Raw genomic sequence first — 23,691 nt, forward strand, 5'->3', positions numbered from 1 at the left:
ATTGTGTGGTCCAGGACTTTCCCTGACGTCACTGGGCGTACTCCTTGCCAGGCTTGAAACTGGTGGCGGAGACGCATATCTGGTATAAAATCCGGCGAACTGGCACAGACAGGCAGACAAAGCCTGTTTTGTATGGAGACAGGGCGAGACAATGGCTTCCAGCAGAGACAAGGCAGCACGCAGCAACGGCGCCGCAACTGAGGTGGGCCAGACAAACGACGAGCCGGTCCAGACAAAACGCGCGACCTATATCGAGGTATCGGCGTCGATCGAGGATGAGATTCGCGGCGGCGTCTATCCGCCCGGCAGCCGCCTGCCCCCGCAGCGTCAGCTCGCTACCGAGCTGGGCATCAATGTGTCGACGGTATCGCGCGCGTACAAGGAATTGCAGCTGCGCGGCCTCGTGATCGGCAGCAAGCGGCGCGGCTCGCTCGTGACGGGCGGCGCGATGCCGCGCGTCGAAACATCCAGCGCGCCCAATGCCGCAGCGGGCGGCGCGATCGATCTGACCGTCAACCGGCCCGCGACAGGCGAGTTCCTGGCGTGCCTCGCGACGACGCTCGCCGATCTGCCGCGCGATCCGCGCTATCCATCGCTACAGGAATATCAGCCGCCGCAAGGACCGGATTGGGCACGCGCCGCAGGCGCGAAGTGGATGGCCGGGCCCGGCTTCACGCCCTCGCAGGACCATCTCGTCGTCACGAGCGGCGCGCAGCATGGCCTCTATGCCGTGCTCAACAGCCTGATCGGCACGGATGGCGTGATCGTCGCCGACCGCCTCACGTACTACGGCCTGAAGGCGCTAGCACCCGTGTTCCAGTTCGAGATCGTCAGCGTGCCGAGCGACCGCGACGGACTGCTCACGGATGAAGTCGAACGCATTTGCAGCCGTGTGCCCGTGAAGGCGATCTTCACAGTGCCGAATCTGCAGAACCCCACCGTGACGACGATGAGCCTCGAGCGGCGCGTGGCGCTCGTCGATATCGCACGGCGCTATGGCGTGGCGATCATCGAAGACGACGTGTACGGCCCGCTCGTCTCGCAGCGTCTGCCTACGCTTGCAAGCCTCTGCCCGGAGCTGACGTTTCACATCGCCGCGACATCGAAGATACTCGCGCCTGGGCTGCGTCTCGGCTATCTGCTGAGTCCGCCCGAGCGTTCCGCGCTCGCCGCCGAAGCCGTGCGCACCACGGCATGGATGCCCGCACCGATGTCGATGCTGATCGCGACGATCTGGATCGAGGACGGCACCGCACGACACATCATGGACGCGCAACTCGCCGAGATTCGCGTGCGTCATGATCTTGCGCGGCAGATTCTGCCGCAGGAGTGGCTGGAGTCCGACCCCGCGTGCATGTTCGTGTGGCTCAAGCTGCCGCCGCCGTGGCGTGCCGACGATTTCGCCGCGAATGCGAAAGCGCGCGGCGTGATCGTGATGCCATCGTCGGCCTTTGCGGTCGATCGTGCGGAAGTCGAGCACGGCGTGCGGATCAATCTCGCGTGCGCATCGTCGCGTGAGCAGCTGGTGAGCGCGCTGCAGACGCTCGCGCAAGCGTTGCGCGATCGTCCACGGGCGTTGTTCGGCACGATCTGACGGAGCGCCTCGCGCTACAGTTTCGCGGCCTTTTCAGGATCGCCCGATCCAGAAACGATGGCGATCAGGCCGAGCAGATTGCCGATCAAACGTCCCTGACGGTCGAGATGCGGCTCGGGTCTGAATGACTTGAGCGCGTTCATGACGAGCGCCTTGCTGATATAACGCGCCACTTCACGGCGCGACATTTCGCCCTTGCGCCGCAGATAGTTCGGGTTCACGACCTGCGAATAGCCGAACCGCTTCCCCGATACGCGGCCGGACGCCATGCCGAGATGCACGCCGCTCATCTGCGCGCATCGCACGATAGGACCGCGACTCGAGAGCCGGCACGAGAAGTCCTTGTCTTCGAGCCAGCCATACAACACGAGGCGTTCGTCGAAACGCAGGTCGCTCATCGCACTCAAACGGGCCGCCATATTGCAGCCATACAGCGAAATGCAAGGCGTCAGCGTATGCGGCGCACTCGCCGTATTTTCCGCATCGGTTACGACGCGCCGCGCGTCATCCCATGTCAGCGGGCAGCCTTTCGAGCCATCTTGCACGGTTTTCCCCGACACGCCGAGCACGCGTGGATTGGACTCGAACATCCGTACGCATTGCTCGATCCAGTCGCGGCATGGAGCGTAATCGTCGTCGAAGAACACAACGATATCGATATCGCGCGGAAGCGCGTCGAGCGCGCGATTTCTTTGCGCAGGCAAACCAGCTGATCCGAAAACGCGCATCACGGGAAAAGGCGCCGAGTACTTTTCACCAATATCAGCTTCATTCGTGGCCGAAAGAATAACGACACAAGGCAATATCGTTTGACGCGCGAGAAATGCAAGCACGTTGGGTATCGCATCGGGACGCCCTTTCGTCGCGATGACGACCGCGACGCGCGTAGCAAGCACCTCGATCTTATCGTCGACAGTGTGTCTTTCGATCACGCTCTCCATCATCCCTCCCTGTCGTCGACATGCATGAACCGCCCGACTAACGCTAGCACGTATGATCGGCAGTAACGGCGCATGGCGAGTACACGCGAGAGGATTGTCCGAAATCCATGAGGTGTTGTCCAAGGGCAGGATCAAACTTCAAAAACGGATCGAATCGCATTTAATAAGCATGTCGAATTATTTGGATTCGCTGAGAAGTGCATTCGCTTTCACCCGTTTCTACCTGCTTGCATGAAATAAAGACGTGCCCATTACACATTTGCAGCATGTGCATTTTTACAGCGCGCATTCAAATGGGAAGAACCTACCTGACGAACTGAAAAAGACGCGACGTGCCCGCGCACTTCTTTCCGCCTCGCGAAGAGGCGCCCCGAGCGTGATGTGTCAGACGAAAGGGAGAAATACCGTTGAAAATGGCGCTTACATGCTGCCGTTGTCGACGACCCGCCCTTCAGCGCGCCAGCGCAACATGCCGCCCGCGAGGTTCGCCACATTCTCGAAGCCGGCCTGGCGAAGCATCACGGTCGCCTGCGCCGAACGGCCGCCCGCGCGGCAGACCGTCACGACTGGACGCGCCTTGTCGAGTTCCGCCGTGCGTTTCGCCAGGCTGCCGAGCGAAATCAGCTTCGCTTCGGGAATGCGTCCAAGCGGGCCACTGAATTCGTCAGGCTCACGCACGTCGACGATCTGCACCGATTGCAGATGTTCTTCGAGCCATTGCGGATGAATTTCCCAGATTCCCGCGAACGTATAGGTCAGCGGCGCCCATTCGGGTTGCGGCTTGAGCGACGGATCGCTGGCCGCGACGCCGCATTTCAGGTTCGCGGGCACAGCCACGTCGATTTGCCGCGGATGCGCGAGCCCGAGATTGGTCATGTAGCCCGCGAAATCGTCCTCGCAGAGTTCACCGCCAAGCCGTGGATTGAAGCGCCGCTCTTCGGCAACGCTCGTCACCGTCAGGCCGCGATAATCGTGCGCCGGGTACAGCAGGCAGGTTTCGGGCAACGAGAAAAGCTGCTCGTGCACCGCGCGAAACAGCGCATGCGGATTACCGTTCTGAAAGTCCGTGCGGCCCGTGCCGCGAATCAGCAGACAATCGCCCGTGAAGGCCATCGACTCGTCGTCGAGCACGAGACTGATGCAGCCATTCGTATGACCAGGCGTCGCGCGCACGCGCAGTTGACGTGCGCCGAACGCAATGGCGTCGCCGTGGCTGACATAGCGGTCCGCGCCCTCGGCGCCGCTCGCCGCCGAGATCGCAATCTGGCTGCCTGTGCGCTTTTTCAGCAGCCACGCGCCCGTCACATGATCCGCATGAACGTGCGTATCGATCGTATAGAGCAGCCGCAGGCCGAGTTCGTCGAGCAGCGCGGCATCGCGGCGCGTCTGCTCGAACACGGGGTCGATCAGCACGGCTTCGCGTGTGTCGCTGTCAGCGAGCAGATAGGTGTAGGTGGACGATTGCTGGTCGAACAGCTGCCGGAAGATCAGCATGCTCACGGTCTCTGAACGTGTGGGGGAAAACGTCTCTGATGCGAATAGAAATCACGCCGGCACGCGCTTCAGGCTTCGGTAGCACGCGCGCCGGACGGTCGCCTCAAGGTCTTACTTGGGTTGCTGCACGTAACGCAAGTAAGGCTTCAAGGTCTTGAAGCCCTGCGGATACTTTTCTTTGGCAGCTTCATCGGAAACGGACGTCGGAATGATCACGTCGTCGCCCGGCTTCCAGTTCACGGGCGTGGCGACCGTGTGCTTCGCGTTCAGTTGCAGCGAGTCCAGCAAACGCAGCACTTCGTCGAAATTCCGGCCCGAACTCATCGGATAGACGAGCATCGCCTTGACCTTCTTGTCCGGCCCGATCAGGAACACCGAACGCACCGTCGCGTTGTCGACGGCCGTGCGGGGCCCGCCGCCCGCTTCCGGATGAATCATGTCGTAGAGCTTCGCGACGTTCAGATCGGCATCGCCGATCATCGGATAATTGATCGCATTGCCCTGCGTCTCCTCGATGTCCTTCACCCATTTCTGGTGATCGCTGACAGGGTCGATACTCAGTCCGATGATCTTCGTGTTGCGCTTGTCGAACTCCGGCTTGAGCCCTGCCATGTAGCCCAGCTCCGTCGTGCAGACAGGCGTGAAGTCCTTCGGATGCGAGAACAGGATTGCCCAGCTGTCGCCAATCCATTCGTGAAAACGTATCGTGCCTTCCGTGGTCTCCGCCGTGAAATCGGGCGCTACTTCTCCTAGTCGAATCGCCATCTTCTTTCTCCGTGGTAACAGGTTCCGACCGATGCGTCGGATGCCGCCGCTGTCGCTGTGACGACAGCCGGCGGGTTATCGGGAATCAGCCTAGAGAGCTTCTGACGTTAGCCGCCGGCCATGATGCCGTACGACCAGGCGGGGGCGCAACCGCTTTGCGGCGGCTCCCGATCGGCACCAACGCGAGACGAGCGTGAATGCGCAGCAGGTAACTTTTATAGGGTAGAACAAATTACACGTTTCGTGTGCGGTTTGTCGGCACGCCGGATATTTTCATGCCTGTCCGTACGCTGGGGCACAGACAGAAAAGGCGCGCGAAATTGGGCCGAACGGCGGCGAGCGGCACTGCCCGCTCGCCGCACATCAGATCATTACTGCTCGACCTGCCGGTTCCAGCGCTGATCCCATTGCGCACGGTGCGCGTTGATCGAATCCCAATCGACGACCGTCACCTTCTTCACCAGATCATCCAGATTGCCGAGGCTCTTCTGCATCGCGGGCGTCATCGTCGCGTGCTCGTTGGTCGGGATCTGCTTGCCCGCTGCCGCCGCCTTCGATTGCGCTGGCGCGGACAACAGGAACTGCGCGAGCTTTTGCGCAAGCTGCGGATCGGCGTTGTTCTTCACGACGCACAAATCGACCAGCAGCAGCACCGCGCCTTCCTTCGGATTCGCGTAGCCGACAGGAATGCCCTTGTCCTGCAGATCGCCGACCGCCGTCGGCGTCAGCGGGAAGATACCTGCTTCACCCGTTTGCACCATCTCCGAGAGCTTCGCCGAATTGGGAATGTACTCGACGACATTCGGCCCAACCGTGCTCGACCATTTGCTGAAACCCGGCTCGACGTTCTGGTCGCTGCCGCCCATCAAACGGTTGATCGCGAGAAAGCCGTGCAGGCCGAACGTGCTGCTCGACGCGGACTGAAACACCACTTTGCCCTTGTACTTCGGATTGGCGAAGTCCATCCACGACGTGGGGGGCGCCCAGCCCTTCTCGGCGAACAGCTTCGTGTTGTAGCCGATACCCGTCATGCCGAGCTGCACGCCCGCGCCGATGTCATCCTTCATGCGCGCAAACGGATACAGCTCTTTCAGCACGGGTGCATCGTCGAGCTTCTGGCACACGCCCATACTGACGGCGCGTGCCATCACGCCGTCGTCGAGAAACGCGACGTGAATCTGCGGGCTGTTACGGTTGGCGAGCAGCTTCGCCAGCACATCGGACGAGGTGCCCGGCACCACGACCACTTTCACGTTGTTCGCCTTCTCGAAGTCGGGCAGCACCTGGCTCGTGTACGCCTTCTCCATCGGGCCGCCGTTCATGCCGATGTATAACGTTTTGGTTTGCGACCAGGCGGGCGCAGCCGCCCCGATCGCGCACACAGCGGCCAGCGCCGCGACCGTGCTTGACAGCTTCATTGTGGGTCTCCTTGACAGGATTAAAGAACAGCGGGGATCGCGCTTCGGTTGAAGCGGCCGATCGCAAACGCATCGAGCGGCGTCGAGGTCTCGCCGTCGATCACGAGGTCGGCCAGCACTTCGCCGACACCGGGCGCAAGCAGAAAGCCGCCGCCCGAAAAACCGAATGCATGCAGCAGGCGCGGCACCTTCTGGCTCGCGCCGATCACGGGATTGCTGTCGGGTGTCTCGCCTTCGACGCCGCTCCACGTGCGGATCAGCAATGCGTCGCGCAAGGCCGGCAGCAGCGCGCACGCGTCGCGCATCACGGCGCGCGTGGTTCGCGTCGACGGTTGCGCGTATTCGCCGTCGCCATGCCCGCGCCCGCCGCCGATCACGCAGTTGCCGCGTTCGACCTGGCGCGCGTACACGCCGCCGCCCACGACGCCGAGGTTGTGCGTGACGAAACGCGGCAGCGGCTCGGTCACCCACATGTTCGGGTAGATCGGTTTCATCGGCACGGCTTCGTTGAAAAAGCCCGCGACCGTGTTCGCCCACGCGCCCGCACTGTTGATCAGCCAGTCGGCCGTGATGCGCTCGTCGCCCGCGCGGATCTGGAAGCGCGTGCCATCGTGCGTGATGTCGGTCAGCGCGGTGTGCTCGCGGACCACGGCGCCCGCCCGTTGCGCCGCGCGCGCGAAAGCGGGCGACACGAGGCGCGGATTCGCATGGCCGTCGCTCATGCACAGCGAACCGCCCAACGCCGCTTCGCCGAGCCACGGATAGCGCTTGCGAAACGCCGCGCCTGCCAGCAGTTCGGTTTCGAGGCCGTGTTCGCGCGCCATCGTGGCCCATGTTTCGAGCACGGCAAAGTCACTGTCGCGCCGCGCCAGTCGCAGATGCCCCGACACGACGAGTTCCCCGTCGATGCCGATCAGTTCGGGCAAGCGGTCCCAGACGCGCCGCGCGCGCATTGCGAGCGGCATCTGTTCGACGGGGCGTCCCTGGCAGCGCACGCCGCCGTAGTTGACGCCGCTGGCCTGCGCGCCGCAATAGCGCCGCTCGAACAGACCGACGCGCACGCCGCGCCGCGCGAGCGCCAGCGCTGCCGACGAGCCGACCAGCCCGCCGCCCGCGATCACGACCTGATAGTGGACGGCGTCACTCATCGCGTGCCTCCTCGGGAATCGCGGCGACGTCGTCGTCGAACAGCATCGGCGAAATGGGGATCGGCTTGATGGGCGCCTGGCTGCGCAACCGCCCCACGCTTTCCACCGGACACCCTGTTTCCTCGCTGAGCAGCGCAATAGCCGCCTCGCCGCACATGCGTCCCTGGCAGCGGCCCATGCCGACACGCGTCAAGGCTTTGAGCCGGTTGATCTCGCTTGCCTCGCCGCCGCGAATGCAGTGCCGCAGCGTGCCCGCATCGACTTCTTCGCAGCGGCAGACGGTCATCTCGTCGGGCCACTGCTTTGCCGGTTGTGACGGCGGCACGAAGGCCGCTTCGATGCCAGCGCGGAACACGGCGATGCGCTGCAAGCGTCGTTCGAGTGTCGCGGCGTCGAAGCCTTCCGCGTCCGCAGGATGCGCGATGCCGAGATCGTCGAGCAGCGCGAGCGCCGCGCGCCGGCCCGCGAGTTCCGCCGCATCCGCGCCCGCGATGCCCGCGCCGTCGCCCGCCAGATAGATGCCCGCCACCGAGCTGCGTCCTGACGCGTCACGCTCGGGCAGCCAGCAACCGTTCAATGCATCGAAGCGGAAGCGGCATCCGGCGAGATCGGCGAGTTGCGTTTCGGGACGCAGGCCGAAGCCGAGGCCGACTGCATCGCAGGCAATCGTTTCGATGCGTCCATTGTCATGCGAAGGCTTGAAGCGGATGCCCGCCACACCGTCCGGGCCGTCGATGCCGACCAGCGTCACGTCACGCTCCACCCTGACGCCGCGCGCCTTGAGCCACGCCACGTAATACACGCCCTTGGCGAACGTCGACGGCTGGCTGATGAGCTTCGGCACCGCCGCCACCTGCTTCGACCACGCGCTCGTGTCGAGCACGGCTTCGATCCGCGCGCCTGCCTTCACGTATTGATATGCGACGAGGTACAGCAACGGACCGGTACCCGCCAGCACGACGCGCCGCCCGATCGCGCTGCCCTGCGCCTTCAGCGCGACCTGCGCGCCGCCGAGCGTATAGACGCCGGGCAGCGTCCAGCCAGGCAAAGGCAACACGCGATCCGTCGCGCCGCTCGCAATCACCAACTGCGTGAATGGCACGCTCGCCTCGCGGCCATTGCGGATCGTATCGAGCCTGCGGCCCTCGCACGACCACACGAGCGTCTCCGGCCGATAGTCGATCTGCGGCAGCAACGCGCGCATCGTCTCGTGCACGGCATCGGCCTTCTTCGATTCGAAGCCATACAGCGTCGCCTTGCTGCGACGGAAGCCCGCATCGGCAGGCGGCTGACGATAGATCTGTCCGCCCCAGCGCGCGTTTTCATCGAGCACGATGGGCCGGATGCCCGCCGCGACCAGCGTCTGCGCCGCGCGAATCCCCGCAGGCCCCGCGCCGACGATCACCACCTGTTGTCCGCTGCTCATCGCGCGCCCTTCGTCACGATCCGCATGCCTTCTTTCACCAGCGTCGAACACGCGCGAATCCGCGCGCCGTCTTCGCAGCGCACCCAGCAGTCCTGGCACGCGCCGATCATGCAAAAGCCCGCACGTGGCTCGCCGCTGAACTCGCTATGACGCACGTGACGCTGCTGCATCAGGATCGCCGTCAGCACGGTATCGCCCGTCAGCGCGCCGACTTCGACGCCATCGAGAAAGAACGACACCGGCGCGCGTTCGGCTTCGGCCACGCGCAGCAACTGGCTGTGAGTACTGGACATGTGAGCGGGAAAGAAAGAAGCCATCAGTGCTGGCCAATCAGAATCCGGTTGAGACCGTAGACGCGGTCGAGCAGCAGCATCGCGCCCGCCGTGATGAAGATGACGAGCGCGGAGACGGACGCCATCATCGGATCGATCGATTCGGTGGCGTACATGTACATCCGCACCGGCAGCGTGACCGTCTGCGGTGACGTGACGAAAATCGACATCGTCAGTTCGTCGAAACTGTTGATGAACGCGAGCAGCCAGCCACCCGTGATGCCGGGCACGATCATCGGCAGCGTGATGCGGCGGAACGTGGTCCATGCATCGGCGCCCAGCGACGACGCCGCGTGCTCGATGCTGCGGTCCAGCCCGCTCACCGACGCGAGCACGAGGCGCATCACGAACGGCGTAATCACGACCATGTGCGCAAGAATCAGCCACGCAAACGAACCCGTCACGCCGATCAGCGCGAAGAAGCGCAGCATCGCGATGCCGAGCACGAGGCCGGGAATCACGAGCGGCGACAGCAGCAGCGCGTTGAGAAAATTGCGTCCGGGAAAGCGTGCGCGGCCAATCGCCAGGCCCGCGGGCAATGCCACGACGAGCGACAGCGTCGCCGATGCGAACGCCAGTTTCAGGCTGTTGAAGAAAGCCGTGATGAAGTCGGGATAGTCGAGAATCGCGCGGAACCAGCGCAGCGAGAAACCGTGCGTGGGCAGCGTCAGGGTTTCGTCGGGCGTGAAGGCGACCAGTACGACGATCGCCAGCGGTGCGAGCACGAACAGAATCACGATGGTGTGGAACGCGAGTGCAATGGGGCCGTTCTTGCGCATGATGTTTCGCCTGTAGGGTTCGCGTCAGCCCATGCTGCGCGTGTAGCGCCGCTCGAGCACGCGGTAGTAGGTGAGCATCACCACCAGGTTCGCGACCAGCAGCAGCACTGCGATCGTTGCGCCGAGCGGCCAGTTCATCGAACTCAGGAACTGGTCGTAGACAGCCGTAGCCGCGACTTTCAGACGACGTCCGCCGAGCAGGCCGGGAATCGCGAAGGCGCTCGCCGAGAGGCCGAACACCATCAGGCTGCCGGACAGAATGCCGGGCACGAGTTGCGGCAACACGATGCGGCGCAGCGTCGTCGCGGGCGATGCCATCAGCGACAACGCGGCGTTCTCCGTCTGCGGATCGAGCCGTTGCAAAGCGGTCCACACAGGGATCACCATGAACGGCAGCATCACGTGCACGAGCGCGATGACGATGGCAAAGGTGGTGTATTCGAGCTTGTATGGTCCGAGGCCGAACAACGCGAACGCCTGATTCACAAGGCCGTTCGTGTTGAGCAGCATGCTCCAGCCAAACGCGCGCACCACCACCGACACCAGCAGCGGCGCGAGAATCACCAGCAGGAACAGCGAGCGCCACGGGTCGCGCATGCGCGACAGCACATAGGCTTCGGGCGTGCCGATCGCGACGCACAGCACGGTCGTCAGCAGGGCAATGCCGAAGGTGCGCAGAAAGATCGTGTGGAAATACGATGAGCCGAGCACGTCGACGTAGTTGTGAAAGTCGAATGCTGCGATCGGGCCGACGGCGGGATCGAAGCGGTAGAACGTCAGCGCGAGCGTCATCGCGAGCGGCACGAGTACGAGCGTCGCGAACAGAATCAACGCGGGCGCGCTCATCAGCCAGAGCGGCACGAAGGCGCGCCATGGCGCGCGCGCCGCGCTGCGGTTCGCGCCTTGCGTGGCGGGCAGCGTGCTATCCATGCGCGCGCTCCTGACCGATCAGGCGCAGCGAGTCGCTATGCCAGTCGATGCCGACTTTCGCGCCTTCCGAAAACGGCTCGTTGCCCTCGTTCTGGCAGCACACCAGCATCTCGCCGACGCGGCTGTCGAGCCGGTAAAGCCACTGGCTGCCGAGAAAGAACCGGCTCGTCACGTTGCCCGCAAGACGCCCTTTGTCGGGCGCGCAGAGGCGCAGTTTTTCCGGGCGAATGCAGAGCGTGACGGCGTCGCCGACGTCGATGGCCTGACCTTGCGCGGCGAGTTGCGCCATGCTGCCCGTCTCCGCGAGATCGTGGCCGAGGTCGATACCGATCGCGTCGCCGTCGCGCGACACGACCTTGCCCGCCAGCATGTTCGCCTTGCCGATGAACTGTGATACGAACAGATTCTCGGGCCGCTCGTACGCGCGATACGGCGTGTCGATCTGCGTGATGCGCCCCGCTTCCATCACGACCACGCGGTCGCTGATCGACAGCGCTTCGGATTGATCGTGCGTGACCATGATCGTCGTCGTGCCGATCTTGCGTTGAATCGAGCGCAGTTCGAACTGCATGTCCTCGCGCAGCTTCGCATCGAGGTTCGACATCGGTTCGTCGAGCAGCAGCACGGGCGGCGCGATCACGATTGCACGCGCAATCGCCACGCGCTGCCGTTGACCGCCCGACAATTCACGCGGAAAGCGATGCGCGAGCGCATCGAGCCGCACCAAAGCCAGGGCTTCGCGCACGCGGTCGGCGCGCTCGGTCTTATCGATGCCGCGCATTTCCAGCCCGAAGCTCACGTTCTGCGCGACGCTCATATGCGGGAACAGCGCGTAGCTCTGAAAGACGATGCCAAGGCCGCGTCGGTTCGGCTTCATATGCGTGATGTCGCGGCCGTCGAGCGTGATGCGGCCGCGCGTCGTTTCGATGAAGCCTGCGATCATCTGCAGCGTGGTCGTCTTGCCGCAACCCGACGGGCCGAGCAGCGACACGAACTCGCCCTTTTCCACCGCGAGATTGATGCCCGTCACGGCATGCAGATCGCCGAACGTCTTCGAAACGTCGGTCAATGTGAGGAACGACATGGTCTGGCCTTTCGGTGCACGGCACCGGCTGAATCGACTGGTGTCTGTTGAGCCGACTCTAGCTAGCCAAATTCCAGAGCGTCAATGTCAAATTCCAATCAACGATATAAAGATCGCATTTCTTCCGTTTAGTGGAATACTTTTACGTCTGCTTGTATGTTCTATTCCGCTGCGTGGCGTCAGTGAAAATACTGAAATATGTGCACACAGGCGTACACGACGGGTTTGTCGACGCCAGTTTGTTTTTCAGTGAGAACATCGGCTAGTATTCCGTTCAATGGAATCGAAACCGAGATCGCCAATGAATTCTTCGAACGAAGCCGACGCTCCCGGCACGGGTATGTTGCAGCGAGCCTTCGCGGTGATCCGCGTGCTCGGAGACATTCAACCGGACGGCGGCCGCGTGACGCGCATTGCGAAAGCCGTTGGGCTGACGCAGGCCACCGTGCATCGCATCCTGCATGCGCTGATTGCCGAAGGGGTCGTCGAACAGGATCAGGGTACGAAGCTGTATCGGCTGAGCGTCGATTTCTTTGCGCTGGCCGCGCAGGCCGGCAATCCGAGCGGCATGCGCGCGTTGTGCCGCCCTGCCCTGCTGCGGCTGTGCGCGAGTCTCGGCGACACGATCTTTCTGCTCGTCAGAAGCAGCTTCGATGCCGTGTGTCTGGACATGTGCGAAGGCCCGTTTCCGATCCGCTCGTTCACGGGCGATATCGGCGGCCGCGTCGCGCTGGGCGTCGGGCAAGGCAGCCTCGCGATTCTCGCGTTCCTGCCCGAAGCCGAGCGCGAAGAAATCATTCGCTTCAACGTGCCGCGCCTGCGCAGCTATGGCGTGCTCGACGAAGTCTATCTGCGCACGGAAATCGAGCGCGTCCGGCAACTCGGCTACGCGGGGCGCAATAGCGGCGTGCTGGAAGGGATGGCGGGCGTGGCCGTGCCGATCATCGACCGTACGGGCTGCGCGGTGGCGGCGCTGAGCGTCGGCACGCTGTCGGCGCGTCTGGGCGACGACCGTTTGCCGATGGTCGTCGAACTCCTCAAGCGGCAAGCCGATCTGATCGGTCCGCAGGTGAATCCGTTCGATGTCGCGATGCGTCGTCCGATGCATGGCCTTACACGCGCCATGACGACGGAGCCGATCGCGTGATGCGGGTTCTACATACCGCCCGATAAAGGCGCGGACGCTTTCGCAAGCGGATGCGCAGCACCCGCCTGGGCCATCAGCGCAATCGCGGCGGGATCGGGCATGCCGTTGGAATCGATGGCGCCCGCTTTCGCGAGCGCGTCGAGATCGCTGTCGACGCCTGCCTGCCCGACCGTGAAGGGCGTCGTCAGAAAAGCGGGCGCAGATAGCGTGACCGCATAGTGCTGCTGCAGATTCGCGACGACGGCCGATTGTGCGTTCAATACATTGCTCTGGTTCGCAAGCGCCTGCTGAAACTGCGCGTTGCTGGCGAAATTCGCAATCAGACCGGACTCGGTGGTGCCGAGTTGCGCGGCGAGATAGACGAGCAGAAGGTCGGTTTCCGGCGTCGTGTTGAACGTGCCGCCCGCGAAGGCGAGCGAATGCAGTGTCGTGCCGCCGGAAGTCACGGTTATCACGCACGGAGGCGTCGCGTTGAACGCAAGGCTGTAGCGTCCGCCACCATCGGATAGCGTCGCCCCCGAACCTTGCGCACAGGCCACGTTGACGTTCGCGCTCGCAAGCGCCTTGCCGGTGGCGGCCGTGCCCGCGAGCGCGAGATTCTGCGTCACAGTTCCGCCCACACAACCGTCGACGCCGATACAGACACTGCCGCCGCACGCCGCGAGCGCGGCGAGCGACGCAGCACACATGGCAAACACCGTGGAGCGAACAACGCGGGCGATGCACAGGTTCATGGCCGTCTGCCGTCGAAAGAAAGGGCGCGGATTTTTATTCTAGCGCGCCCTTTTGGGCCAGGCGTTCTTCAGACGCGCAGACACATGCGCAGCCGCAAGCCTTGCTTAGATCACATTGATCGCAACGTCGATATTGCCGCGCGTGGCCTTCGAATACGGACACATTTCGTCCGCGGCATGCACGACTGCCTCGGCGACGTCGCGCGCCACGCCCGGCATGGTCACGTCGATCCGCGCGCCGAGGAAATACGCGTTGCCCGTCATGCCGAGATCGATCTCGATATCGAGCGCAAGGTCGGACGGCAGCGCGACTTTCTTCGCTTTGGCCGCAAGTCCAATCGCGGTGATCAGACAGGCCGACCACGCGCCCGCGAACAGTTGCTCCGCGGTCGGATGCGGATCGGCGGCTTCGAACACATGCTGCGGATGCGCGTCGTTGCCGGGCGCCGACAGCCTGAGGTCGAGCCGTTCTTCATGGCCGCGCGAAGCGCCCGTGTGCTGGCTCGCCGTCGTGTGCGTCTTGCCCGTGAACAGGACTTTTTCAATTTTGGTCATCGTGATTCCTTGGTCGAAAGTGGATACCGGGTGATATGGCTCATGCGATTCGATCGCATGCGATGCATACTGATCGAAACATCTCATCATGTCAATCGCATACGATTTAATCGCTCACACACTTTCGATAGCAACCCACGATGCGATACGACGGGGTCAAATGAAACGGCTCCATACGAAACCGCCAAACCGGCCCATCGCACGCAGGAATCGGATGATGGAAGTATGCTTGGCTTACGGGCGGCCAACACTTGCGCACCGCCCACGCGCCACCCGTCATTCGCCGGAGGAAGCCCGCGATGAGCAACGAGTCAACGCCGTCAGACGCAGCGCCCGCCCATGAGCCAGCCACGGACGCAAACCTCTTCGACGGCGATCTCCTCGAAGACCCGAGCGTGCGCGATCATCCGCGGCACCAGCAAATGTTTCCCGTCCTCTCGGAAACGGAAATCGAGCGGATACGACGCTTCGGCGAGCGGTCCCGCTACACGACGGGCGCCCTGCTCTATCGCGCGGGCAGCCTGTGTCCCGGCGTGTTCGTGCTGCTGTCGGGCAAGGTGCGGATAGTCGGGCGCGACGGTCTCGGCCACGAGCGGATCATTCACACCTACACGCAACGCGGCGAGTTCACGTCGGATGTCACGCAGCTCTCCAGCAAGCCGGCCGTCGTCGATGCGCACGTGGTCGAAGATGTCGAAGCGATCCTGCTGCGGCCCGACGAACTGAGCGCGATGATGATCAGCGAGGCCGACCTCGGCGAGAAGATCATGCGCGCGCTGATTCTGCGGCGCGTTCTGGTGATCGAGCGCGGACACGGCGTCGTGCTGGTCGGGCCATCCAGCAGCGGGCGGCTCGCCACGCTGCAAAACTTCCTGCGCCGTAACACGTTCCCCAACATGACGCTCGACGCCGACAAGGATGCCGAAGCGATCGCGCTGCTCGAACGCCTGACGCCGCAACCCGACGACTTCCCGCTCGTCCTTTGCCCGAACGGCACGGTGCTGCGCAATCCCGACGAAGGACAACTCGCGTCCTGTCTCGGGCTGATTCCCGAATTCGATCCGGCGCATGTGTACGACGTCGCCATTGTCGGCGCAGGCCCGGCGGGGCTGGCGGCGGCCGTGTATGCGGCCTCGGAAGGGTTGTCGGTGGCCGCGCTCGATTGCCGCGCGCCCGGCGGCCAGGCAGGCACCAGTTCGCGCATCGAAAACTACCTGGGCTTTCCGACGGGCATCACCGGGCACGCGCTCGCGGGCCGCGCATTTGTGCAGGCGCAGAAGTTCGGCGCGCATATCGGTATTCCGTGCGAGGTCCGTGCCCTGTATTGCGACAGGCAACCGCCCGTCGTCGAACTCACGGACTCGCGGCGCATCACGGCGCGCACGGTCGTGATCGCGAGCGGCGCGGAGTATCGGCGCCCGGATGTCGAAGGGCTGGAGCGCTACGAAGGCGCCGGCGTCTACTACTGGGCCACGCCGATCGAGGCGCGCCTGTGCCGCAAGGAGCCCGTGCTGCTGATCGGCGGCGGCAATTCGGCGGGCCAGGCGGTCGTGTTTCTTGCGTCGCACGCCGAGCATGTGCATATGTTCATACGCAGCGCGAGCCTCGAACACAGCATGTCGCACTATCTGATCGAACGCATCCTCGCGCTGCCGAACGTGACGCTCCACACGCGCATCGAACTGACCGCGCTGCAAGGCGATGCGCGGCTCGAACGCGTGCACTACAGGGGCGCGGGCGGTATCGAAGGCAGCATGACGACGCATCATCTGTTCGTCTTCATCGGTGCCGAGCCGAACACCGGCTGGCTCAAGACATGCGGCGTGTCGCTGGACGACAAAGGCTTCGTTTTGACGGGCCCCGACATTCCCGGCGCCGGGCTGCAATCGATGTCATTGCAGACCAGCGTGCCCGGCGTCTTCGCGATCGGCGACGTGCGCTCGGGGTCGACCAAGCGTGTCGCGTCCGCAGTGGGCGAAGGCGCGGCCGTGGTCGCGCAGGTTCATCGCCTGCTGGCCGAGGCGCGGGCCACGTGCTAGCCAGCGCGCCAGGCCGCCCCCGCTCTACTTCAGCAACCCGAATACCGCGACGCCATTGGTCGTGCCGACGTACACGCGTCCATGCGCGACCATCGGCGTGATGTACTTGTTGCCCGCGCCGAACGTGTCGCGCGAAGCGGACTGATTGCTGTTGTACAGCTCCTGCGCGAGATTCGCGGCATTGAACGCATGCAGCGCCGCCACCGATCCATTCTCCGCCGCCCACACGATCGCGTTCTGCGCGCCGTTCGCCGAGATGCTCGGCGTCGTGCCGGGATACGGGAACTTGAACGCGCTTTGCGACGCGGGGGTCGTGGAAAGACGCGCGCCGCTGACGGGGAACGCCTTGAGGTTGTCGCCGACTGCGCCGTAGTACACGACGTTCCCGTAATACGCCGGCGTCGTGAACACGCCGCCTATCAGTTGCGCGTCGATCTCCTGCCAGATCGCATTGTTCGAGCCGTTGAATTTGCCGAGGTTGTCGCGATCGACGACGTAAATCTTCGAGTCCTTGCCCGAACCGAGCGCGAGATGCCGCGTGACGCCGCTCCCATCGACGAGATCGGGCAGCACGATCGCGCCGCCCGAGCCGAGATCGGCGTCGCGCGCGGATTGCGACACGGTGTCGAAAGTCGCGAAATAATCGGCGACGCCCAGCTGCGGCGAGATTCCGAGTTTGACGAACGCGTTGCCGAAATTGCCATTCGATGGAAAACCTTGCGCGTTCAACGTGGTGTCGAACGTGCCGTTCGCGTCGAGCAGATAGAGCGACGTTCCGTCCGATGCCATCCCGCCGCCGCCCATCCAGACCGCGCCGCCGCTGCCGTTCGGCGTCAGGTTCAGCGCGCTCGTCTTCGCGAGCGTATCGGCGTTGTAGGCCATCACCCAGCCGGCATAGACGCCCTGGTCGCAATGCGATGTCCACGCCAGATAGACGTTGCCGTTGACCAGCGTCAGCGCCTGCCGCTCCGCATATTGCTGCGGATCGAAGACGGTGAGCCCGTTGCTGCTGTTCGCGCCGCTGCCCGGATAGCTGCCCGTTATTTCCGTGGGTCCGCCGAGCACCTCGGCGCCCGTGGCGAGATCGACGGCATGCAGGCGCTGATGAATCGTGCCGCCGCCGTCCTTGCTCATCGCCACCGCGTACATGACGCCGTTGGTCCCGCGCCCGCGATCGATGACAGGCGTCGCCGTGATGCCGATCTCAGGGGAAATCTGCGCGCAGTTGCGGGGGTCGCTGGTCGTTTCGCCCGCGCCGAGCAGCGAACGCTGCCATAGCTGGGCGTTGGTGTCGGCATCGAATGCGTAGACACTCGCGTGTTCGGTCACGACGTACACGACGTTGTGCGCCGCACCGTTCACCGGCACATTGCTGGCATATAGCGGTTGCGCGTCGACTTTGCCGTCGACGGATAAAAAACCCACCTTGCCGAAGCTCGCGGCGTTGACGTTCGCAGGCGTCAGCGTGGTTTCGGCAAGATATTGCCCGGTACGGGCCAGATCGTTGTGGAAGGTCAGCACGTCGGCGGCGGCCGCTGCCGTGCCGCCTGAGCCGCCCGCGCCACCTGAACTGCCCGAGCCACCCGAGCCGCCCGAACTGCCCGAGCCGGCGCTGCCGCTGCCGCCGTCCGTACTCGCATTGTTCGACGAGCCGCCCCCACTGCACGACACGCAAATCGCTATGACGATGCACAGGATCGCGGCATGCCGGGAACTGCCCGGATTGGAGAACGAACGGTGCCAACGGTTCATGGACGTCTCCCAGGCGGTCGAGCGACCGCGAAGATTTTCAGCCGTACAGCGGCGAAAGTCGCGTGTCGGCGGATTTCCAGCATCACCACACAGCAATTCGCGTACCGCGACGCACCCGATTCGTGCGACGGAATGCGCTGCGTCGCGCGTTTAATTACGCACGTACGTCACGAGGCATTCGATATGTCTTCAGAACCGGCACGCCGCGCGTTGCTCGCCGCGGCATGGATCGCTTTGGCATTGACTGCGGCAAACTTCGCGCAGGCCGCCGCGAACGCTGCGCCGTCGCGACAGGATGCGCCCGTCGCGCATGTCGCCGATCAGGCCATGCGCGTCCCTACGCCCGACGGCGACGGCGACGGCACCTTGCCACTCTACGCCGATCGCAACATCGACGGCGCAGAACCCGACGTCACCCGCGTATTCATCATCGTTCACGGCACGCTGCGCAACGCCGACCAGTACTTCGCCACCGGGCAGCAAGTACTCGCCGCAGCCGGCGCGGACGCGACACGAAGCATGATCGTCGCGCCGCAGTTTCTGACGACGCGCGATCTCCGCGCGTTTCAGATGCCCGCGAGTACGCTTGCGTGGTCCGAAGCCGGATGGAAGGAAGGTGCGCCCGCGCGCCGCCCCGCATCGATCAGTTCTTTCACGGCGCTCGATGCCCTGCTCGAACACTTCGATGACCGGCGGCGCTATCCCGCGTTATCGATGGTGACGGTGATCGGGCATTCGGCGGGTGCGCAGGTCGTGCAGCGTTATGCCGTGGCCGGGCGCGCTGAAGAAACGTTGGCGCGCGACGGCATCCGCGTGCGGTACGTCGTCGCGAATCCGTCGAGCTATCTGTACTTCGACGATGCACGTCCCGTATCGCGCGGCGTTTTCCAGCACGTCGATGCGCAGGCTTGTCCGCGCGCTGTCGAATGGAAATACGGCATGGTCGACCCACCAGCTTATGTTGCCGCGCAGGATGCGACAGATATCGAGGCTCGCTACGCGAAGCGCGATGTCGTCTATCTGCTCGGCATGGATGACGTGGACCCGCGCACGCACTTTATCGACCGCTCCTGTGCGGCGATGGCGCAAGGTCCGTTTCGGCTCGCGCGTGGGCTTGGGTACTTCGATTACCTGCAAAGCCGGTATCCCGTCGGGCTGACTCAGCGTGTAGTGGAAGTGCCCGGCGTGGGACATGACGCGCGGCGCATGTTGACATCGGACTGCGGGATGGCGGTGCTGTTCGACGGGCGGACGCCGTCGTCATGTCCTGCTGAAAGCGAAGCGCCGTCGCGGTGACGTGCATCGCACGTCACCGCATGCGCCGCTTATCGCGCGGCTTGCGATTGCGAGAACCACGCGTCGAAGTTCAACGCGCCGAGACGCGGATTCGCGCCGGGCACGAGCGTGTCGTCGTCCAGCTCTGCGCCGAAGTAACGCGCGCCCGTATCCGCGACGACCTTGCGCGAATCGTGCGTGGCATCGAGGAAGCGTTGCACCATGTCCGCCAGTCGCACGCGATCCGGTCCCGCGATCTCGACGATACCGTTACGCGGCGCTTCGACGGCATAGTCCGCGACGGCCGCGCCGACGTCATCCGATGCGATGGGCTGGAAGTACGCGGGCGACAGGCGGATGGTCTCGCCCTCGCCACCCGACTGCGCAATGCCGCCGAGAAACTCGAAGAACTGCGTCGAGTGAATGATCGTATAAGGCACGCCCGATTCGCGGATCAACTTTTCCTGCGCGATCTTGCCGCGGAAATAGCCGCTTTGCGCGAGCCGGTCCGTGCCGACGACCGAGAGCGCCACGTGATGCTGAACGCCTGCGGCCTTTTCGGCAGCGAACAGGTTCTTGCCTGCCGTCGTGAAGAATTCGAGCACGGCTGCATCTTCGAATGAGGGCGAGTTGGCGAGATCGACCACGACGTTCGCGCCCGCCAATACTTCGCTCAGGCCCTCGCCCGTGATCGTGTTGACACCCGATGCCGGTGAAGCGGCAACGACCTCATGACCACGCCCGCGCAGATGCTTGACCACCTTGCTGCCGATCAATCCCGTGCCGCCGATCACAACGATCTTCATGATGTTCTCCAATGTCTTGCGCGGCGCATTGGCCGCTTCCAGGCGTTCGAAGCCGGCAGACCAGAACACGTCATTGCCGGTTGCTTTGCCGGACTTGCCGCGATGCGCGGCGTCCGTACAGGAAGCATCGTAGGCGCGCGCGCTTCGATGCAGTAGACCTGCGAAGGTACCCATCGTGTTGCCCTGCGGACACCAATCGAAGCATGGCCACGCTCAGTCGACGGTCGACATCGCATCCAGCGTGGTCAGGCAATGCAGGTCGAGCGCTCGCGTGTGCTCGGTCATGTAGTCGACGAACACGCGGATGCGCGCCGGAAGATGCTTGCGGCTCAGATAGCAGATGTAGTGGCCGCTGTCGTCGGGTGCATATTGGGAGAGACAGGTGACGAGACGCCCCTCGCCAAGCAGATCGCCCACCTGATAACCGGGCAGTTGCGCGATGCCTTGTCCATCGAGCACGGCCTGGAGAATCAGATCGGGGTCGTTGAACGTATGCGGCGCATGCAGCTGACGGCGCAGCGGCAGGCCGTCGACCTTGAACTCCCACTCCCTGACGCGCCCCGATGCCGCACGCAGGTTGATGCAGCGATGATCGGCCAGTTCATCGACAGCGCGCGGCAAGCCGTGCGCGGCTGCATACGCGGGCGACGCGCAGACGAGCATCTGCATGGGGATCAGTTGACGCGCGACGATCTCGCTGTCTTCCATGCGCCCGTCGCGAAACGATACGTCGATGCGATCGACGGTGAAGTCGGCGGGACGGTCGTTGAGCAGCAGTTCCAGCGAAATATCCGGGTACTGCGCGTGAAAACCGCGCAGCAACGGCGCGACGATCCTGCGCCCGAAGCCCGGCGTCGAGTAGATGCGCAGCCGCCCGCGCGGCGGCCCGCTGCGCAGCTCGCGCATCTCTTCGAGCGCCTGGACGATGCGCTCGACGCCCGCCTGACAGTTCTCGAAGAAAAGCTCGCCTTCGCGCGTCAGGGACGTACTGCGGGTCGTGCGCAGAAAGAGGCGCGTGTCCAGCTGGGCCTCCAGCTTCTGCACGTTCCGGCTGACGGACGAGCGGCCGATGCCGAGGCGATCGCCTGCTCTGGCGAAGCTGCCTTCGTTGGCAACGGCAAGAAAGGAAACGACGCCGGCGAAACTGGTTGCAAACGTGCTAGCAATCGGATCGTCGGCGCCCGTAACGGAGCGGCGCGGTGCGTAGTCTGACATGGAAGCGCGAAGAGTGGAGGTCCTTATCCGACTAGACGTTTCAGCGCTTGCGTTTGTGACATCGCCCGGCGATTTTCTTTTGCGGCCACGTGCGAGGCCGCTCGCGCGTTACTTCTCCGGCACCAGCACGGGCGCGCCCTTGTCCTTCAGCAGCAGCACCAGAAACTTCGCCGGCTTCGTCTGGCTCGCGTTGTGGCCCACCGTGTGGACATCGTTCGGGCCTTCATAGAAGGACTGGCCCGGCGTCAGCGTGACCTCCTTGCCGCCTCTGACCTGCATCACGATCGATCCTTCCAGCACGTAGATGAAGCCATGCGCATGATGCCGATGCACCGGGTCCGCGGCGCCAGGCGGATATTCGACCAGGATCATCAACGCTTCCTTGCCGGGATAGTCGTCGAGCGGCTTGGTCATGACAGGGGTCACGATAGCCGCCGGCGCCTCGGCGCGGGCCTGGTGGGTCAACGCGCCCGCCATGACGAGCAGGGCTGCGACAATTCTCTTCGAGCGAAACATGATGCGCTCCTCACATGGACGCGGCCCGCACAGGCCGAGGTGGAACAGGGACGCCGCGCCCGTTCAGGCGAGGTTCGCCTTGTCGAGTCCGAAAGCCTTGTCGAACGATCCCGGCACCGTCCTGAACGCCACGTTCGCGCGGTTCCAGGCGTTGATGGACATCACTTCGAACGTCAGGTCCGACAGTTCCTTTTCCGAGAACTGGCCGCGCACGCGCTCGTAGATATCGTCGGGCACGCCGTGCTCGGGCAATGTCGTCAGCACTTCCGTCCACGCGAGGGCGGCGCGTTCGCGCGGCGAGAACAGCGTCGACTCGCGCCAGGTCGCCACATGGTGAAGGCGCAGCGCGCGCTCGCCGTGAATGGTCGCTTCCTTCACGTGCATGTCGAGGCAAAAGCCGCAACCGTTGATCTGCGAAGCGCGAATGTTGACGAGATCGCGGATCGGTTCTTCGATCGCGCAGTCCTTCAGCTGGTTGCTGAACTCGATGAACTTCTTCGATAGCTCGGGCGATTGTTGAAAGTAGTTGATACGCTGAGTCATGACTTCTCCTGGCGACGATGACGGATGCATCCGTGCCGGACGGATGCCGTTCGCGGTAGTGAACCGCACGTCGTCATGGTAGGTTCGGGACGCGCGCCGCGGTAGGCTTGCGGACGGGCTCACGGTGTTGCCCGTCCGGCACCAATCCCGCCATCAGGTGCGGGCGGGCGAAGTCATCGCAGCGGCGCGAAGTGCGCTCAGGGTTCGCCGTAAGCGGCGGCGATGCGCGCCAGCTTGTCGGGATTGCGTTGCACGTGAATGCTGACGATGCGCTCGCCGTCCGTTTCGAACGACATCGCCGATTCCAGCTTGCCTTCCATATAACGCAGCAGCGCGCTCTGACCATTGAGCGTCACGAGCCTGACATGCACCCCGCCCGGGAAGCGCAGCAACGACGCGTAGAAAAGCTGCGCGATGCGCCGCCCACCGACCATCGGCTTCGGGAAGCTCGTCACCTTGCCGCCGCCGTCGCCGATCAGGGTGGCGTCTTCGGCGAGGAATGCGTTGATGGCGTGGAAGTCGGCGCTCGCGAGCGCCTGCGCAAAGCTCTGCAACAACTGGCGATGCGTCTCGCGCGGCACCGCGTAGCGCGGGCGCTCGTCGCGCAGTTGCGCCTTCGCGCGGCTCACCAGTTGACGGCAGGCGGACTCCGTCTTGCCGATCGCATTGGCCACTTCGTCGTAGTCCGCATCGAAGACTTCGCGCAGCAGGAACGCGGCGCGCGCTTCAGGCGTGAGCCGTTCGAGCAGCAGCAGGAACGCGACGGATACATCGTCGGCGCGCTCGCTCATTTCCTCCGGCGTAGCGGGCGAATCGCTGATTTCAGGCTCGGGCAACCAGATGCCCGTGTAGTGCTCGCGCTGGATCCTGGCGGCACGCAGACGGTCGATGGACATGCGCGTCGTGACGGAGACGAGCCACGCTTCCGCGTTGTCGATGCTCGCGTGGTCGGCGGCATGCCAGCGCAGCCAGACGTCCTGCACGATGTCCTCGGCTTCGGCGACGGAACTGAGCATCCGGTAGGCGATTTTCTGCAGGCGCGGGCGAAGCTGGTTGAAGGCGTGGGCGTCGGCGTCCATAAGGTGTGTGTCCTTTCCCTTCCCGGCAAGCGGAGGGGCGAGGCATAACAGGGCAGAGATGGCAAAGCTGGAGTTTGCCATGGATGCGCTATGAGGATCGTAGATGGGGCACGGTTGAT

The 23,691-nt window shown here is 63.9% G+C and carries 22 protein-coding genes; 4 read left to right on the forward strand and 18 right to left on the reverse strand.

Translation table 11 applies throughout. From position 1 onward, the window contains the following. The first annotated feature begins 151 nt into the window (after positions 1 to 151). A complete protein-coding gene (locus PPGU16_RS36935; protein ID WP_180725762.1) occupies positions 152 to 1,594 on the forward strand; it encodes an aminotransferase-like domain-containing protein in 1,443 nt (480 codons plus the stop codon). A 14-nt stretch (positions 1,595 to 1,608) separates the two neighbouring features. Here PPGU16_RS36935 and PPGU16_RS36940 read toward each other — a convergent pair whose 3' ends face one another. The 10 genes from PPGU16_RS36940 to PPGU16_RS36985 form a co-directional block, all read right to left on the reverse strand. Then, on the reverse strand, positions 1,609 to 2,538 hold the full coding sequence (locus tag PPGU16_RS36940) for a glycosyltransferase (protein ID WP_180725763.1): 930 nt from the start codon (positions 2,536 to 2,538) through the stop codon (positions 1,609 to 1,611). Positions 2,539 to 2,955: 417 nt separating this feature from the next. Further along, positions 2,956 to 4,026, reverse strand: coding sequence for an MBL fold metallo-hydrolase (locus PPGU16_RS36945; protein WP_180727202.1), 1,071 nt, complete (start codon positions 4,024 to 4,026; stop codon positions 2,956 to 2,958). A 114-nt stretch (positions 4,027 to 4,140) separates the two neighbouring features. Further along, positions 4,141 to 4,794 (reverse strand): peroxiredoxin, encoded by a 654-nt coding sequence (locus PPGU16_RS36950; RefSeq protein ID WP_180725764.1) that lies wholly within the window; start codon positions 4,792 to 4,794, stop codon positions 4,141 to 4,143. Positions 4,795 to 5,165: 371 nt separating this feature from the next. Continuing rightward, complete coding sequence (locus PPGU16_RS36955) at positions 5,166 to 6,212, reverse strand: extracellular solute-binding protein (RefSeq protein ID WP_180725765.1); 1,047 nt, start codon at positions 6,210 to 6,212, stop codon at positions 5,166 to 5,168. A gap of 20 nt (positions 6,213 to 6,232) precedes the next feature. Next, on the reverse strand, positions 6,233 to 7,360 hold the full coding sequence (locus PPGU16_RS36960) for an NAD(P)/FAD-dependent oxidoreductase (protein WP_180725766.1): 1,128 nt from the start codon (positions 7,358 to 7,360) through the stop codon (positions 6,233 to 6,235). Next, positions 7,353 to 8,786: an FAD/NAD(P)-dependent oxidoreductase gene (locus PPGU16_RS36965; protein WP_180725767.1), complete on the reverse strand. Its 1,434-nt coding sequence runs from the start codon at positions 8,784 to 8,786 to the stop codon at positions 7,353 to 7,355. Before PPGU16_RS36965 ends, PPGU16_RS36960 begins: the two co-directional genes overlap by 8 nt. After that, the gene (locus tag PPGU16_RS36970) at positions 8,783 to 9,079 is read right to left on the reverse strand and encodes a (2Fe-2S)-binding protein (RefSeq protein WP_309296547.1); all 297 of its coding nucleotides are present in this window, start codon (positions 9,077 to 9,079) and stop codon (positions 8,783 to 8,785) included. The genes PPGU16_RS36965 and PPGU16_RS36970 overlap by 4 nt, the downstream gene beginning before the upstream one ends. A gap of 23 nt (positions 9,080 to 9,102) precedes the next feature. Continuing rightward, the gene (locus PPGU16_RS36975) at positions 9,103 to 9,897 is read right to left on the reverse strand and encodes an ABC transporter permease (protein WP_007744232.1); all 795 of its coding nucleotides are present in this window, start codon (positions 9,895 to 9,897) and stop codon (positions 9,103 to 9,105) included. Between the two features lie 24 nt (positions 9,898 to 9,921). Further along, positions 9,922 to 10,827: an ABC transporter permease gene (locus PPGU16_RS36980; protein ID WP_180725769.1), complete on the reverse strand. Its 906-nt coding sequence runs from the start codon at positions 10,825 to 10,827 to the stop codon at positions 9,922 to 9,924. Beyond that, positions 10,820 to 11,911 carry an ABC transporter ATP-binding protein gene (locus PPGU16_RS36985; RefSeq protein ID WP_180725770.1) on the reverse strand — a complete coding sequence of 364 codons (1,092 nt, stop codon included), beginning with the start codon at positions 11,909 to 11,911 and terminating at the stop codon, positions 10,820 to 10,822. Before PPGU16_RS36985 ends, PPGU16_RS36980 begins: the two co-directional genes overlap by 8 nt. A 301-nt stretch (positions 11,912 to 12,212) precedes the next feature. Between PPGU16_RS36985 and PPGU16_RS36990 the strand changes: the two genes are divergently transcribed. Further along, positions 12,213 to 13,058, forward strand: coding sequence for an IclR family transcriptional regulator (locus PPGU16_RS36990; protein ID WP_180725771.1), 846 nt, complete (start codon positions 12,213 to 12,215; stop codon positions 13,056 to 13,058). Positions 13,059 to 13,066: 8 nt separating this feature from the next. Here PPGU16_RS36990 and PPGU16_RS36995 read toward each other — a convergent pair whose 3' ends face one another. Both PPGU16_RS36995 and PPGU16_RS37000 read right to left on the reverse strand, forming a co-directional pair. Continuing rightward, entirely contained in the window at positions 13,067 to 13,792 is a 726-nt protein-coding gene (locus tag PPGU16_RS36995; RefSeq protein WP_180725772.1) for a hypothetical protein, read from the reverse strand. Between the two features lie 105 nt (positions 13,793 to 13,897). Then, entirely contained in the window at positions 13,898 to 14,347 is a 450-nt protein-coding gene (locus tag PPGU16_RS37000; protein ID WP_180725773.1) for an Ohr family peroxiredoxin, read from the reverse strand. Between the two features lie 299 nt (positions 14,348 to 14,646). Here PPGU16_RS37000 and PPGU16_RS37005 point away from each other — a divergent pair, with 299 nt between their 5' ends. Further along, entirely contained in the window at positions 14,647 to 16,386 is a 1,740-nt protein-coding gene (locus PPGU16_RS37005; RefSeq protein WP_180725774.1) for an FAD-dependent oxidoreductase, read from the forward strand. Between the two features lie 24 nt (positions 16,387 to 16,410). Here the strand turns inward: PPGU16_RS37005 and PPGU16_RS37010 are convergent, their stop codons facing one another. Next, the gene (locus PPGU16_RS37010) at positions 16,411 to 18,138 is read right to left on the reverse strand and encodes a PQQ-binding-like beta-propeller repeat protein (protein WP_180725775.1); all 1,728 of its coding nucleotides are present in this window, start codon (positions 18,136 to 18,138) and stop codon (positions 16,411 to 16,413) included. Positions 18,139 to 18,321: 183 nt separating this feature from the next. Between PPGU16_RS37010 and PPGU16_RS37015 the strand changes: the two genes are divergently transcribed. Beyond that, positions 18,322 to 19,434, forward strand: coding sequence for an alpha/beta fold hydrolase (locus tag PPGU16_RS37015; protein WP_180725776.1), 1,113 nt, complete (start codon positions 18,322 to 18,324; stop codon positions 19,432 to 19,434). 29 nt (positions 19,435 to 19,463) lie between these two features. Here the strand turns inward: PPGU16_RS37015 and PPGU16_RS37020 are convergent, their stop codons facing one another. The 5 genes from PPGU16_RS37020 to PPGU16_RS37040 form a co-directional block, all read right to left on the reverse strand. Further along, positions 19,464 to 20,219 carry an SDR family oxidoreductase gene (locus PPGU16_RS37020; protein WP_180727203.1) on the reverse strand — a complete coding sequence of 252 codons (756 nt, stop codon included), beginning with the start codon at positions 20,217 to 20,219 and terminating at the stop codon, positions 19,464 to 19,466. A gap of 213 nt (positions 20,220 to 20,432) precedes the next feature. After that, a complete protein-coding gene (locus PPGU16_RS37025) occupies positions 20,433 to 21,434 on the reverse strand; it encodes a LysR family transcriptional regulator (RefSeq protein ID WP_180725777.1) in 1,002 nt (333 codons plus the stop codon). 108 nt (positions 21,435 to 21,542) lie between these two features. Beyond that, a complete protein-coding gene (locus tag PPGU16_RS37030) occupies positions 21,543 to 21,950 on the reverse strand; it encodes a cupin domain-containing protein (protein WP_180725778.1) in 408 nt (135 codons plus the stop codon). Positions 21,951 to 22,013: 63 nt separating this feature from the next. Beyond that, positions 22,014 to 22,493 (reverse strand): carboxymuconolactone decarboxylase family protein, encoded by a 480-nt coding sequence (locus PPGU16_RS37035; protein ID WP_180725779.1) that lies wholly within the window; start codon positions 22,491 to 22,493, stop codon positions 22,014 to 22,016. A 197-nt stretch (positions 22,494 to 22,690) separates the two neighbouring features. Next, a complete protein-coding gene (locus tag PPGU16_RS37040) occupies positions 22,691 to 23,572 on the reverse strand; it encodes an RNA polymerase sigma-70 factor (protein WP_180725780.1) in 882 nt (293 codons plus the stop codon). Positions 23,573 to 23,691 lie beyond the last annotated feature (119 nt).

It is taken from the genome of Paraburkholderia largidicola (assembly GCF_013426895.1).
Classification (GTDB): Bacteria; Pseudomonadota; Gammaproteobacteria; order Burkholderiales; family Burkholderiaceae; genus Paraburkholderia; species Paraburkholderia largidicola.